At 71.8% G+C, this 13,464-nt stretch carries 12 protein-coding genes; 6 read left to right on the top strand and 6 right to left on the bottom strand.

The window, feature by feature from the left end:
- Positions 1 to 19 precede the first annotated feature (19 nt).
- A complete protein-coding gene (locus tag ACIOEW_RS03595) occupies positions 20 to 766 on the bottom strand; it encodes a bifunctional DNA primase/polymerase (protein ID WP_401960965.1) in 747 nt (248 codons plus the stop codon).
- Positions 767 to 1,035: 269 nt separating this feature from the next.
- Here ACIOEW_RS03595 and ddaH point away from each other — a divergent pair, with 269 nt between their 5' ends.
- Complete coding sequence (ddaH, locus tag ACIOEW_RS03590) at positions 1,036 to 1,932, top strand: dimethylargininase (RefSeq protein WP_362554663.1); 897 nt, start codon at positions 1,036 to 1,038, stop codon at positions 1,930 to 1,932.
- Between the two features lie 12 nt (positions 1,933 to 1,944).
- Here ddaH and ACIOEW_RS03585 read toward each other — a convergent pair whose 3' ends face one another.
- Positions 1,945 to 2,958: a small ribosomal subunit Rsm22 family protein gene (locus ACIOEW_RS03585; RefSeq protein ID WP_401960963.1), complete on the bottom strand. Its 1,014-nt coding sequence runs from the start codon at positions 2,956 to 2,958 to the stop codon at positions 1,945 to 1,947.
- A gap of 142 nt (positions 2,959 to 3,100) precedes the next feature.
- On the opposite strand from ACIOEW_RS03585, the gene ACIOEW_RS03580 reads away from it, so the two are divergent.
- Entirely contained in the window at positions 3,101 to 4,462 is a 1,362-nt protein-coding gene (locus tag ACIOEW_RS03580; protein WP_401960960.1) for a hypothetical protein, read from the top strand.
- 70 nt (positions 4,463 to 4,532) lie between these two features.
- Here ACIOEW_RS03580 and ACIOEW_RS03575 read toward each other — a convergent pair whose 3' ends face one another.
- Positions 4,533 to 5,852 (bottom strand): multidrug effflux MFS transporter, encoded by a 1,320-nt coding sequence (locus ACIOEW_RS03575; protein ID WP_401960957.1) that lies wholly within the window; start codon positions 5,850 to 5,852, stop codon positions 4,533 to 4,535.
- A gap of 78 nt (positions 5,853 to 5,930) precedes the next feature.
- On the opposite strand from ACIOEW_RS03575, the gene ACIOEW_RS03570 reads away from it, so the two are divergent.
- Complete coding sequence (locus ACIOEW_RS03570) at positions 5,931 to 6,935, top strand: Gfo/Idh/MocA family oxidoreductase (protein ID WP_350993904.1); 1,005 nt, start codon at positions 5,931 to 5,933, stop codon at positions 6,933 to 6,935.
- 50 nt (positions 6,936 to 6,985) lie between these two features.
- Here ACIOEW_RS03570 and ACIOEW_RS03565 read toward each other — a convergent pair whose 3' ends face one another.
- Positions 6,986 to 8,614: an alkaline phosphatase D family protein gene (locus tag ACIOEW_RS03565; RefSeq protein ID WP_362554673.1), complete on the bottom strand. Its 1,629-nt coding sequence runs from the start codon at positions 8,612 to 8,614 to the stop codon at positions 6,986 to 6,988.
- A gap of 307 nt (positions 8,615 to 8,921) precedes the next feature.
- Here ACIOEW_RS03565 and ACIOEW_RS03560 point away from each other — a divergent pair, with 307 nt between their 5' ends.
- From ACIOEW_RS03560 to ACIOEW_RS03550, 3 genes are all read left to right on the top strand, one after another.
- Positions 8,922 to 9,695 carry an SDR family oxidoreductase gene (locus ACIOEW_RS03560; protein WP_401960954.1) on the top strand — a complete coding sequence of 258 codons (774 nt, stop codon included), beginning with the start codon at positions 8,922 to 8,924 and terminating at the stop codon, positions 9,693 to 9,695.
- Between the two features lie 159 nt (positions 9,696 to 9,854).
- Positions 9,855 to 10,322, top strand: coding sequence for a lamin tail domain-containing protein (locus ACIOEW_RS03555; RefSeq protein ID WP_401960951.1), 468 nt, complete (start codon positions 9,855 to 9,857; stop codon positions 10,320 to 10,322).
- Positions 10,323 to 10,419: 97 nt separating this feature from the next.
- Positions 10,420 to 11,304: a PhzF family phenazine biosynthesis protein gene (locus tag ACIOEW_RS03550; RefSeq protein ID WP_401960948.1), complete on the top strand. Its 885-nt coding sequence runs from the start codon at positions 10,420 to 10,422 to the stop codon at positions 11,302 to 11,304.
- 32 nt (positions 11,305 to 11,336) lie between these two features.
- Here the strand turns inward: ACIOEW_RS03550 and ACIOEW_RS03545 are convergent, their stop codons facing one another.
- Positions 11,337 to 12,269 carry an NAD-dependent epimerase/dehydratase family protein gene (locus tag ACIOEW_RS03545; protein ID WP_401960946.1) on the bottom strand — a complete coding sequence of 311 codons (933 nt, stop codon included), beginning with the start codon at positions 12,267 to 12,269 and terminating at the stop codon, positions 11,337 to 11,339.
- Positions 12,266 to 13,339 (bottom strand): ScbA/BarX family gamma-butyrolactone biosynthesis protein, encoded by a 1,074-nt coding sequence (locus ACIOEW_RS03540; RefSeq protein WP_362554682.1) that lies wholly within the window; start codon positions 13,337 to 13,339, stop codon positions 12,266 to 12,268. The genes ACIOEW_RS03545 and ACIOEW_RS03540 overlap by 4 nt, the downstream gene beginning before the upstream one ends.
- Between the last annotated feature and the right edge of the window lie 125 nt (positions 13,340 to 13,464).

The raw sequence follows: 13,464 nt of genomic DNA, 5'->3' as shown, positions 1-13,464 counted from the left end.
GCTCCCGCACCGATCCCGGCTACCGGCTCAGCGGCCAGGCCACCGACTCGTGGTCGACGTCGCTCTGCTCCGCGGAGCCCACGAACCGCGCACACGCGTCCGTCAGGGTCTCCAGCAGCGTCAGCGGGTCGGGCAGCGGATTCTCCGGCCCCCGGACCCAGCGGACGTCCAGCTCACCCGGAAGCATGGCCGGCGGCAGCAGCACATAGCTGCCACGGCAGTGCCACCGCAGCCCGGGGTGCTCGTCCATCGTCTCGGGGTGGCAGTCCAGCTCGCACGGCCACCACTCGTCCTCGTCCTCCGGCGTACCGCGCGTCGCGGTGAAGAAGAGCATCCGGTCGTCGCCGGAGCAGGCCACGGGGCCCACCTCGATACCGGCGGCGAGGAGCCGTTCCAGCGCCTGCGTGCCCGCCGACAGCGGCACGTCGAGAACATCGTGGATCATGCCGGTCGCGGTGATGAAGTTGGCCTGCGGCTGGCTGCGGGCCCAGCGCTCGATCTGTGCGCGGTCGGTCGTGGACTGTGTCTGCCAGGCGAAGGAGACCGGGTGCCTGGCGGGGGTGGGACAGCCGACGCGTTCGCACGAACATCGGTAGCCGACCGGATGGGCGGCGGGCGCGATCGGCATCCCCGCCTCGGCGACAGCCAGGAGCAGCGCCTCGCGTGCGGCGCCGTCGACATCGCTCTGCTGCGGTTTGGGCCGTCGGCGCAGCCAGTGGGAAAACCTGCTCTCCGAGCCGCGACTGTGGCTGAAATCGGCGCCCATCTATCCCCTTACCTCAGCGTTGCCCCTGCCCATGGTCCCACCATCCTGCGCTTCGGGTGGCCAGAGTTCCGAAGCGGGGTAGGACGGCCGACGCCCCGTGGTGACCGATGTTGCACTGTTTGTCATGAAATGGCAGATGAATTTCAGGTGATCGGGGCCGTGGAAGGGGGTGGCCACCGCTCTCGCACGGAACCACGCGGTCACACGTCACACAGCTGTACGGAACCACCCGATCGGTCCACTGTGCCTGCGGCCCGGAACGGCGCACTATGGGCTCACGCACACACCCGTGCGACGCACCGGCCGCAGCGGCCACCAATGCCGCAGCGACGATTCGTGAGGAGCCACCGTTGCCTCGTGAAGCCACACCCCGCCGCTACCTGATGTGTGCCCCGGCCCACTTCAAGGTGACGTATTCCATCAATCCCTGGATGGACCCCACCAAGCCCGTGGACCTGCCGCTGGCGCAGACCCAGTGGGAGGACCTGCGCGACCGCTACCGCACTCTCGGTCACACCGTCGAGCTGCTCACGCCTCACCCGGACCTGCCGGACATGGTCTTCGCCGCCAACGGGGCCACCGTCATCGACGGCCGGGTGCTGGGGGCCCGCTTCGCGTACCAGGAACGGTTCCCGGAGGCGGCCGCCCACCGCGACTGGTTCCGCGGCCACGGCTTCACCGAGATCCATGAGCCGGTCCACGTCAACGAGGGCGAGGGCGACTTCGCGGTGACCTCCTCGTACGTCCTGGCGGGGCGCGGCTTCCGGTCCAGTCCGCTCTCGCACGACGAGGCCCAGGAGTTCTTCGGGCGGCCGGTGATCGGTCTCGATCTGGTCGATCCGCGCTACTACCACCTGGACACGGCGCTGAGCGTGCTGGACGACGCGGCCGACGAGATCATGTACTACCCGGGCGCCTTCTCGCCGGGCAGCCGGGCGGTGCTGGCCCGGCTCTTCCCGGACGCGCTGATCGCGAGCGAGGCGGACGCGGCCGCGTTCGGCCTGAACGCGGTGAGCGACGGGCTCCACGTGCTGCTGCCGCAGGCCGCCACCGGCCTGTTCGACCCGCTGCGGGAGCGCGGCTTCGCGCCGGTGCCGATGGACCTCGGTGAGCTGCTCAAGGGCGGCGGCAGCGTGAAGTGCTGCACGCAGGAGCTGCGCGGCTAGCCGGCCGGGGAGTCACCGGCCGGAGGGGCTCTCCGGCTCCTGCGGGGGCGGCCAGGCGTCGCCCCAGTCGATGTCCCGGGCGGCGCGGTACAGCTCGCCGTGCCGCTTGGTGACCGTGGCCCGTCGCAGCGCCTCGTCCCGGGTGCAGAGCTCCAGCAGCACCTGGCCCTTGCGGATCTGCGGCCGGCGCGTGATCCGTGCGTCCACGGGCCGCGGGGTGAAGCGGGTGGCCACGACGTAGCTGAACTTCTCGTCCTCATACGGCAGCGAGCCGCCCTTCACCTTCCGGTGCAGCGAGGAGCGGCTGACGCGGGCCGAGAAGTGGCACCAGTCCGTGCCCGGCTCGATGGGGCAGGCGTCGCTGTGCGGGCAGGGTGCGGCGACGGTGAGTCCGGCGGCGATCAGCCGGTCCCGGGCCTCGATGATGCGGGCGTAGCCGTCAGGGGTGCCGGGCTCGACGATCACGACGGCCTGCGCGGCACGGGCCGTGGCGTCGACGAGGGCGGTCCGCGCCTGCGGTGTGAGCTCGTTGAGCACGTAGGAGACGGTCACCAGGTCGGTGGCGTCGAGGGCGAGGTCCTCGCCGATCCGGGCCCGCTGCCACTCGGCGGCGCGCAGTCCCGGGACGCCGGAGGCCGCGGCCAGGTCGCGGCCCAGTTCGAGGGCGGGCTCGGCCCAGTCCAGGACGGTGGTCCGCGGCCCCTCCCAGGCCCCGGCGACCGCCCAGCTCGCCGCCCCGGTGCCGCCGCCGACATCGGTGTGCGTGGCCGGCTCCCAGTCCGAGGCGGCATCGCGCAGGGCGTCGAGTGCGGACCGTACCGCCTCGAAGGTCGCGGGCATCCGGTACGCGGCGTACGCGGCGACGTCCGAGCGGTCGCGGAGCAGCGGGGCGTCGGTGGGGGTGGTCCCCCGGTAATTGGCGATGAGCCGGTCGACGGCCTGGGCGGCCTGCTTGGGCGGCAGCCCGTCCAGGAGTCCGGCCAGGGCGGCGCGCAGGGTTTCCGCGGTGGGGAGGGTGACGTTCACCGAGGAATTGTAGGCGGACGCGCACGGGCCCGGACTCCGCACAGGATCGGGACTGAATGGAAACGGAACCGAACTGTAAACGCATACACGCCAGTTGCTACGCTGACCGCCGCGAGGTCGCGTCGTGCCCATCGGAGGGACCATGAGACTGAAGTTCGGGCGCCTGACTCCGGTCAGCAGTGGGAGCAAGAGGCAGAGGGTCGTGCGCCTGGCTCTGGTCGGTGGGCTGGTGGTGCTCACTCTGCTGCTCCTGCTGTCCGCCGGCGGTGGTGACAGCGGCAACAAGAAGGCCGACCCCAAGCCGAAGAAGCCGGTGAAGCGGAGTGCGGGCCCGGCGACGCAGCTGACCGTCCCGTCCACGTACACGACCAGGCGCGGCTGGGAGCTCATCGGCACCTCCCCCGACTACGCGCTCTCCCGGACGACCGGGCGGCTCGCCTATCTGGTGCGGACGGCCCAGGGGGAGTACCAGCTGCGGACCATCGACCCGGAGACCGGGCGGGCCGGCTGGAGCGGGGACGCCTGGCGCCCGCCGGCCGCGGCGCACTTCCCGAAGCTGCTCACCGTCACCACGGAGGACCAGGAGTACTTCGTGACCTGGGCGTACGGGAAGGTCGGCGAGGACGCTCCGGCGCCGGCCGACCGGATCGTCTCCCTCGACGTGTACAGCGTGGAGACCGGCGACCGGCAGCGCGTCGAGGTGCCGTGGAGGTCGGTGCCGACCGTCATCGCCACCGGCCCCGGCATCGTGATCGGCGACGGCGGGACTTCGAGCGTGGTGGTGGACCCGGGGACCGGCAGGGTCACCAAGGTCCCCGCCAAGGCGCTGAAGTACCCGAAGGACTGCGCGTCCTGCAAGCACCTCACCGAGGTGCGCGGTCTGACGTCGAAGGGCCTGCTGGTGAGCGGGGCCCGGGAGTTCTGGGTGCAGGGCGGCTGGTTCAGCCGGAAGGTGGCGCCCAAGGGCGCCGACAAGCGGAGCGGCGTCCCGACGTCCGTGGCCCCCGGAGTGGTGCTGGCGAAGTGGCAGCTCACGAAGGGCTCGAAGCTCGCCGCGACCCACGAGCTGTGGACGGTGCACGACACGGAGACGGGCAAGGCACTGGTCTCCGTGCAGTGCCACAAACCGGCGATCGCGCCGGGCCAGTACCCGCAGGCCGTCGTCTCGTCGTCGGGCGACTATCTGGTGGCCGGGAACCTCGCGTTCGATCTGGAGGCCGGCAAGGGCTTCTGCTTCGAGGACACCGAGGGGTCCAAGACGCTCGTCCTGGCGTCGGTGACCGACGGCGGAACGGCGTACGGGGCGACGAACGTGCGCAACGCGGCGGATGTGCTGGCCGGGGGCGGCTTCCCGGTCGAGGCCGACCTGTCGGCGGGGGTGACGGACATGCTGTCGCCGAACGTGCGGGTGCCGGGCGCGGAGTCCCCGGAGGGGGTCGGGCTGTTCCGCTGGGCCGACGACAAGGACCGGCTGCACCTGATCGGCTATCCGCAGGCGGACTGACACCCGGCCGCCCACCGGAAGGGGCGGGCCGGCCACGGGAGCGGGCCGGCCGGCCCGCTCCCTCACGGCCTCAGGCCCGCGCGGCCACCTGCTGCCACGGGCGGCACAGCCCGAGGAAGCACGCCAGCGCGCCCACCGCGCACACCAGTTGCACGACGGCCATCGGCACGGCCGTCGCCTCCCCCGCGATCCCGACGAGCGGCGAGGCGACGGCGCCGATCAGGAACTGGGAGGTGCCGAGGAGCGCGGACGCGGAACCGGCGGCGTGCTTGGTGCGCATCAGCGCCTGTGTGTTGGTGTTCGGCATCGCCAGGCCCATCGCCGACATCAGCACGAACAGGCCGGTCGCCACCGGTACGAGTCCGACGTCCCCGAAGACCCCGGACGTCATGAGCAGCAGCGCCGTCGCGGCCAGCACGATGACCGCGAGGCCGAAGCCGAGCGCCTTGTCGAGGCTGACCCGGCCGACGAGGATCTTGCCGTTGATCTGGCCCACGGCGATCAGCCCGACGGAGTTGATGCCGAACAGCAGGCTGAAGGTCTGCGGCGAGGCACCGTAGATTTCCTGGACCACGAACGGAGACGCGGCGACGTAGGCGAAGAGTGCGGCGAAGGCGAGACTGCCCGCGATCATGTAGCCGCTGAAGACGCGGTCGGCGAGCAGGCCGCGCATGGTGCGCAGCGCGTCCCCGATGCCGCCGGTGTGGCGCTCCGCGGGCGGCAGGGTCTCGTGCAGCCACTTCCAGACGACGAGCGTGAGCAGGATGCCGACGACGGTGAGGACGGCGAAGATGCCCCGCCAGTCGGTGAGCCGCAGGACCTGTCCGCCGATGACGGGGGCGATGACCGGGGCGACGCCGGAGATGAGCATCAGTGTCGAGAAGAACCTGGCCATCTCCACACCGTCGTACATGTCGCGCACGACGGCCCGGGCGATGACGATGCCGGCCGCGCCCGCGAGGCCCTGGACGAGGCGGAAGCCGATGAGGAGTTCGGCGGTCGGGGCGAAGACGCAGATCGCGGTGGCGAGTACGTAGACGACCATCCCGAGGAGCAGCGGGCGGCGCCTGCCCCAGCGGTCGCTCATCGGGCCGACGACGACCTGGCCGAGCGCCATGCCGGTGAGGCAGGCGGTCAGGGTGAGCTGGACCGTCGTGGCGGGTGCGTGCAGCGCGTCGGTGACGGCGGGGAGCGCCGGGAGGTACATGTCCATGGACAGCGGCGGCAGCGCGGTCAGTCCGCCGAGGACCAGAGTGACGAGGAGTCCGGTGCGCCGGGCGGTGGCGGCGGGGCCGGGTGGGAGGGGGGCGGGCCTGCCGGGAAGTCCGGCCCCGGCCCCGGTGTCGGGCGTGGGTATCTGCTGGGCTCGGCTGACGCCGCTCTCCGGCATTCTCATCTCCATAGTTGTTGAATCCGCCTCTATGCTCTCAGCTCAGCCGGAATGGTCGACACCTTTGTGGGAGCGTGCATGAGCAGGACTGTCCGTTGGGGCGTGCTGGCGACAGGTGGGATCGCGGCGACTTTCACCGCCGACCTGCAGGCGATGCCCGATGCGGAGGTGGTGGCCGTGGCCTCCCGTACGGACGCCTCGGCGAAGGCGTTCGCGGAGCGGTTCGGGATACCGCGGGCGTACGGGAGCTGGGCCGCGCTCGTCGCCGACGAGGACGTCGACGTGGTGTACGTGGCCACGCCGCACTCCGCGCACCGGGAGGCGACGGCCCTCGCCCTGGAGGCCGGGAAGCACGTGCTGTGCGAGAAGGCGTTCACGATCAACGAGCGCGAGGCCCAGGAGCTGGTGAAGCTCGCCCGGGACCGCGGCCTCTTCCTGATGGAAGCGATGTGGACGTACTGCAACCCGGTCATCCGGCGGATGACGGAACTGGTGCGGGACGGGGCGATCGGCGAGATCCGCACCGTGCAGGCCGACTTCGGCTTCGCCGGCGACATCGGCGCCGGGCACCGGCTGCGCGATCCCGCGCTGGGCGGCGGGGCGCTGCTGGACCTGGGGGTCTATCCGGTGTCGTTCGCGCAGCTGCTGCTGGGCGAGCCGGACCGGGTGCAGGCCGATGCGCTGCTGTCGCCGGAGGGCGTCGACCTGAGCACCGGCATGCTGCTGGGCTGGGAGTCGGGCGCCAACGCCCTGCTCTCCTGCTCGATCGTCGGGCATCACCCGACGGCCGCCACGGTCATCGGGACAGCCGGCCGGATCGACTTCCCGGACAGCTTCTTCTATCCGCAGCGCTTCGTGCTGCACCGGGCAGGCAGGGAGCCGGAGGAGATCACCTCCGGTCCGGGGCCGCAGGGCCTGACGGGGATGCAGTTCGAGGCGGCCGAGGTGATGCGGGCGGTCCTGGCGGGCGAGACGGAGTCCCCGCTGGTGCCGCTGGACGGTTCGCTCGCGGTGATGCGGACGCTCGATGCGGTACGTGAGCGCATCGGCGTCCGCTACCCCGTGGACGGCGTGGTGTCGTAGGACGTCCGACCCCCAGATCAAGCCGGGGTCGGGCCGGGGTCAGGCCCTGGTCAGGCCGGGGTCAGGCCCTGGTTGCCCACCTCCGTGACGAACGAGGCGGCCGTCGTCACGGGGGCGCCGGGCGTGGTGACGGCGGACACCGTGCGGTAGTCGGCGCGCGCCTGGCGCTCCTGGAGCGTGACGAGGACGTAGCCGCGGCGCCCGTTGTAGAACTTCATGTGCGGGTTGGCGGTCGTCTGGTTCGTCCAGTTGGCCGGCTTCTCCGAACCGTTCTTGCCGCTGGCGATGGAGGTGGCGACGATCTCGGTGCCGACGGTGCGGGAGGCCGGGTCGTCGAAGTCCCGCTTCAGGTCGAAGGCGTAGCCGACGTGCACGTCGCCGGTCAGCACCATGAGGTTGTCCGTCCCGGTGGCCTCGGCGCCCCTCAGGACGCGGTCCCGGGACGCCGGGTAGCCGTCCCACGAGTCCATGGAGAGCTTGTAGGCGTCGGTCGGGACGTCGCGCCGCTGGGCGAAGGTGACCTGCTGCGGGACGACGTTCCAGGTGGCCTTCGAGTGGCGCCACCCGTCGATCAGCCAGCGCTCCTGGGCGGCACCGGTCAGGGTGCGCGAGGGGTCCTCGGACTCGGGTCCGGAGGTCTGCCAGCCGTCGCCGTACGCCTGGTCGCTGCGGTACTGGCGGGTGTCGAGGATGTCGAACTGGGCGAGCCGGCCGAACTGCAGGCGCCGGTAGAGCTTCATGTCCGGGCCGTGCGGCTGCTGCGGGGCGCGCAGCGGCTGGTTCTCCCAGTACGCGCGATAGGCGGCGGCCCGGCGGATCAGGAACTCCTCGGGCGGCACGTTGTTCTCGGGGGTCTCGCCCGCGTAGTTGTTCTCGGTCTCGTGGTCGTCCCAGGTGACGACGAAGGGGTGCGCGGCGTGGGCGGCGCGCAGGTCGGGGTCGGACTTGTAGAGGGCGTACCGCAGCCGGTAGTCCTCCAGCGTGGTCGTCTCCCGGTTGAAGAGGGCGGGCAGGGTGCGGTCGGTGTAGTTGCGGGCCCCGCCGGTCGCGGTGACGGCGTACTCGTAGAGGTAGTCGCCGAGGTGGAAGACGACGTCGACGTCCTCCTCGGCGAGGTGCTTGTACGCCGTGAAGTAGCCGTCGTGGTAGGCCTGGCAGGAGACCGCGGCCAGGCTCAGTTCGCGCTTGTGGGCGCCGGGGGCGGGCGCGGTGCGGGTCCGGCCGACCGGGCTGGTCCACTGCCCGGTGCGGAAGCGGTAGTAGAGGACGCGGTCCGGGGCGAGGCCTCTGACGTCCACGTGGACGCTGTGGTGGAACTCCGGGTGGGCGGTGGCGGTGCCGCGCCGGACGATGCGCTGGAAGCGCTCGTCGCGGGCCAGCTCCCAGCGCACCTCGACGCGGGCGGCGGGCAGTCCGCTGTCGGGCTCGAACGGGCGGGGCGCGAGCCTCGTCCACAGCAGGACGGAGTCGGGCAGCGGGTCACCGGAGGCGACGCCGAGGGTGAACGGGTCCTCGGTGATCTTCCGGGCGTCGAGCTCGGCGGCGCTCGCCGCTCCCGCGGCCGGCAGGCCGACGGAGAACGCAAGTGCGGCGGCGGCTCCGGTGACGGTGAGAAAGCGGCGACGGCCGGTGTGCCGGGCCGCGTCGCGCATCTCCTGCTGGTGCGATGAGTGCGTCATCTGTCCCTCCCCTGACTGGTGATGTGGGGGAAGTCCATCGGGCCGGCGCATCGGGCGGTTGGCGTGCTCACGTCGCACGGACGTCGCCTGGATGAGGAATGCGGCAGAAATGGATCCCCAGGGGCAAATCCCGCGTATGCGGCACATCCATGATCGTTTACTGTCGCTGCGACACCCGCGGAATCGCCGGCACCCGGCGCGGGAGTCACCGCTCAGGACGCGAACACCCCTTCCGGCCAAACGCTTTCACCCTGCCCGGCCCGTCCGGAACCGGGTCGCCCCGCGACCGGGCGTACGCTGCCGCACCATGAGCAACAAACCGTTGAACTCCGCAACGAAGACGGCCGTGGTCACGGGCGCGGGCTCCGGAATCGGCCGCGCGGTGGCTCTCGCCCTGGCCGGCGCCGGCTGGTCGGTGGCGCTCGCGGGCCGCCGCCCGGAGCCTCTCACCGAGACCGCCGCGCTGGCCGGGCCGGACGCCCGGGTGATCACCGTCCCCGCCGATGTGTCGCGCCCGGGCGACGTGGACGCCCTGTTCTCCTCCGTACGGGAGTGCTTCGGCCGCCTCGACCTGCTCTTCAACAACGCGGGCACCTTCGGGCCGCGTGCGGTGCCGGTCGAGGACCTCTCGTACGACGACTGGCGCACGGTGGTCGACGTGAACCTGACGGGGGCGTTCCTGTGCGCGCAGGCGGCGTACCGGCAGATGAAGGAGCAGGACCCGCAGGGCGGACGGATCATCAACAACGGCTCGGTCTCCGCGCACGCGCCGCGCCCGCACTCGGTCGCATACACCGCGACCAAGCACGCCATGACCGGCCTCACCAAGTCGCTGTCGCTGGACGGCCGCCCGTACCGGATCGCCTGCGGGCAGATCGACATCGGCAACGCCGCGACCGACATGACGGAGCGGATGCGGACCGGGATCCTCCAGGCCAACGGCGAACTGGCCGTGGAACCGGTGATGGCGGCCGCGGACGTGGCCCGGACGGTGGTGCACATGGCGGAGCTGCCACTGGAGGCCAACATCCCGTTCGTGACGGTGATGGCGACGGCGATGCCGTACGTGGGCCGGGGCTGACCGGTCCGGGCCGGAACCGCCCCCCGGACGACCACAACTGACCGGCCCTCACGCCCGAACGACCGATGCCCGCCGGATTCTCACCCCGCCCGGTCCGGCAAGCGCGTGCTGCCCTTATGCTCACAGTTCTTCACCGGAACTCCACACAAGGAACACAGCATGCGCATACGCACCGCGGTGCCCCTCGCCCTGGCCGCCACCACCGCCCTCGCGGGCTCGCTGCTCCTGGCCACCCCGGCCTCGGCCGCGAAGCACCAGGGCGGGGTGCACCTGGGCAAAATCCAGTACGACAGCCCCGGCAAGGACACCCGGTCCAACACCTCGCTCAAGGCCGAGTGGGTCGAGATCCACAACAACACCAAGGCGAAGGTGCAGCTCAAGGGCTACAAGCTCAAGGACAACACGGGGTACACCTACACCTTCCCCGCCTACAGCATCGGCGCGGGCAAGACCGTCCGGGTCCACACCGGCAAGGCCAAGAACAGCTCCGGGCACGTGTACTGGAACCGCGGCTCGTACGTCTGGAACAACACCGGTGACAAGGCGCGGCTGATCAAGCCGAGCGGCAAGCTCCTGGACTCCTGCTCCTGGACGAAGGCGAGCAACGGCACCAAGAACTGCCACTGAGCATGCCGCCGCGGTCCCGGGCCGTCCCCGGTCCCGCCCGGTGACGGGGCGGGACCGGGGGGGGAATGCCCCGGGCCGCGGCGCGGTTGTGCCGCACATGACTGATCTTCCCGGGACCGCGATCCTGCGCTACACAGCCTTCTCCGCCGACCCCGCGGGCGGAAATCCGGCGGGAGTCGTGTTGGACGCCTCCGGTCTGGACGATGCGGGCATGCTCGCCGTCGCGGCCGGGCTCGGCTACAGCGAGTCGGCGTTTCTGACCGGCCGGACCGAGGCGTCGGAACCCGGTGCGCGCGGTTACGCGATCCGCTACTTCAGCCCGAAGGCCGAGGTCCCGTTCTGCGGCCACGCCACCGTGGCCACGGCCCTGGCCCTCGCCGAGCGGGACGGCCCCGGGAACCTGGAGTTCGCCACCGCGGCGGGCCGTGTGCCGGTCTCCGTCGTCCGCGAGGGGGCCGAACTGCGGGCGACCCTCACCAGCGTGGAGCCGCACGTCACGGACGTCGCTCCGGAAGACGTCACGGAGGCGCTGGCCGCGCTGGACTGGCCGGCCGCGGATCTCGACCCGGCCCTGCCTCCCCGGATCGCCTACGCGGGCGCCCGCCATCTCGTGCTGGCCGCCGCGAGCCGTGAGCGACTGGCCGCGCTCTCCTACGACTTCGCGCGCCTCGAAGCCCTGATGCACCGGCTGGACCTGACCACGCTGCAGCTGGTGTGGCGCGCGTCGGACACCGTCTTCCACGTCCGCGACCCGTTCCCCGTCGGCGGTGTGGTCGAGGACCCGGCGACGGGCGCGGCGGCGGCCGCCTTCGGCGCGTACCTGCGCACCCTGTCCCTGGTCCCGGAGACCGCCGGGCTGACCCTGTACCAGGGTGAGGACATGGGCCGCCCCGGCACGCTGACCGTCACCCTGCGGGCGGGCGACGCGCGGGTGCGGGTGAGCGGGACGGGCACCAGCATCCCGGCCCCGGCGGGCGCGTGACGGGAATCCCCGCACACGCGTGAGCGGCAGCGTCAGCGGTCGAGGAACTTCCGGTACCAGGGGGCGTGTGCGGCGAAGGACGTCCGGAAGTCCGGCCCGGGGTCGCAGCCGAACTCCTGCCGGACCCGTTCGTCGGCGAACCAGTGGTCCACGGTGAGCATCTCGAAGTGGTGTGTGGCGTACGGGACACCGGCCAGCCGCGCGCGGGCCTCGTCCAGTCCGATCTCCGTGCCCGCCCAGGGCAGTCCGAGTGCGCCGAGCACCGTGGACAGCAGATCCGAGCAGCCCACCGGTTCGGGGTGATTGACGTGGTAGACACCGGACGGCGGCTTCGGGGCGAGCGCCGCTCCCAGCAGTGCCCGGCCCAGGGTCTCCACGTCGATCAACGAATGGCGGGCGTCGCAGCCGGCCGGCGCCGCCTCCAGGTAGCGCAGCAGGGCGACGAGTCCGGGAATCGCCCACCGGTCCCCCGCCCCGTACACGATGTGCGGGCGCAGGACGGCTCCCCCGGCAGCCAGGACGTGCTGTTCGGCGGCGACCCGGGTCAGGCTGGTGGCAGAGGCGGGTGCGGGCTCGGCCGCGCCGGGGAGCAACTCGGTGAAGGGGCCCCTGCCGTAGACGGAGGCGGTGCTCAGCTGGACGATCCGGCCGACTCCGCTGCGTACGGCCTCGTCGACCAGCGCGCGGGTTCCGTGGTCGTTGACCGTCCGGGCGGTCTGTTGGTCGGAGCCGATCAGGGAGGCGCAGTGGATCACGGCGTCGACACCCTCGCAGCTGCCGCGCAGCGATCCGGGGTCGGCGAGATCCCCGTACACCGTCTCGAATCCGGGCCCTTCGGCCGCGGCGTCGAGCGCGGTCCGGTGGCTCATCAGGCGTAGCCGGACCCCGGGCGTCGCGCGGGCGGCGGCGGTGACCCGGCTGCCGATGAAGCCGGTCGCACCGGTGATGAGGATGCGGGGGGTCACGAGAGTTCGCTCCGGACGTCGCCGGGACCGGCCGGGTGGGGGCCCTGCGCGCGAAGGGTGCAGGTGAAGGCCGGTTCGCCGTCCTGGACAGCCCGTACGAACACGCTGGGGGGCGAGACGCCGTCGGCCGGGAGCGGTGTGGCCTCGATCCGGCAGGGCCGGTCCAGCTCCACGTACTGGAGGAAGTCGGCCTGAAGATCCGTCGGCAGGAAGGCCGAACCGGTGGCGGCGTGTGCGGCCTGCCGGGCCGCCTCCAGCAGCAGAATGCCGGGCACATGGTCGTTGGGGCGGCCGAAGAGTGTCGGGTGCCGGGTGTCGGTGCGCAGCAGCCAGGTGCCGGACTCGGTGCCGGGCGAGAGGACGACGTCCTCTTCGGAGGTCCTGCCGACCGTGCGCGGTGCGACGGCGGGCAGGAGGGGTATCGGGGTGCCGAGCACGGCGCTGCGGTGGCCGCGCAGCCGCTGGTACGCCGCCGCCGAGGAGCAGCTGATCCGGCCGCCGCCGGATGCGAGCACGGTGCCGCGGCGGTGCAGGAGAAGTTCGATGTGCATGGAGCCGAGACTCCGGCCCCGGCGGCGGATCCGGGAGCAGGACACGTCCACGGTGATGTCCCAGGCGTCGTCGCCCAGGGCGAGCCGTTCGGACGCGGAGGTGTACCTCAGCTCCCACATCACGAAGGCGTCGCCGACCGGCACACCGAACTGCTCATGGGCGACCAGCATCGTCGTCTGCCGCATGGTCTCGGCTATGAGCAGGGGGTCCTGATGGCGGCCGCCGACGGGGGCGAAGAACCGGTGGGACCGCGGCCAGTGGGCCGGTACCGAGAACTGGGTGTCGGTGAGCCGGATGAGCCCGGTGGGGAAGACGTCCTGCGAATCGGTCCGGTGGACCAGCTGTCTCAGCCGGTCGGGCGACCCTCCTCCTCTGGCGCCGGGTGCCTCCCCACCGGCCGATGACGCCTCTGCCGGAGCGCCGGAAGCGGCATCGGTACGGCCGGCACCCGCAAAGTGCCCGACGTGCCCGACGCTCTCCAGCGACATCGAAGCGCTGCGTGAGGTGAGCTGAACCATGAAGTTCCCCCAGGAGGATCCGAGTCAAAGGGCCGAGCCGCCCCGCAGTAAGATACTGACAGCCCGGTTTTCCTTTCCAGCCAACCCCCTGTGGCACGAACCACGCCACTACGTAGAGAGAAGCT

This window comes from Streptomyces sp. NPDC087901 (genome assembly GCF_044742205.1).
Taxonomy (GTDB): Bacteria; Actinomycetota; Actinomycetes; order Streptomycetales; family Streptomycetaceae; genus Streptomyces.
Note: the sequence above shows the minus strand (reverse complement) of the source record. Positions and strands in the feature narration are given on the sequence as shown.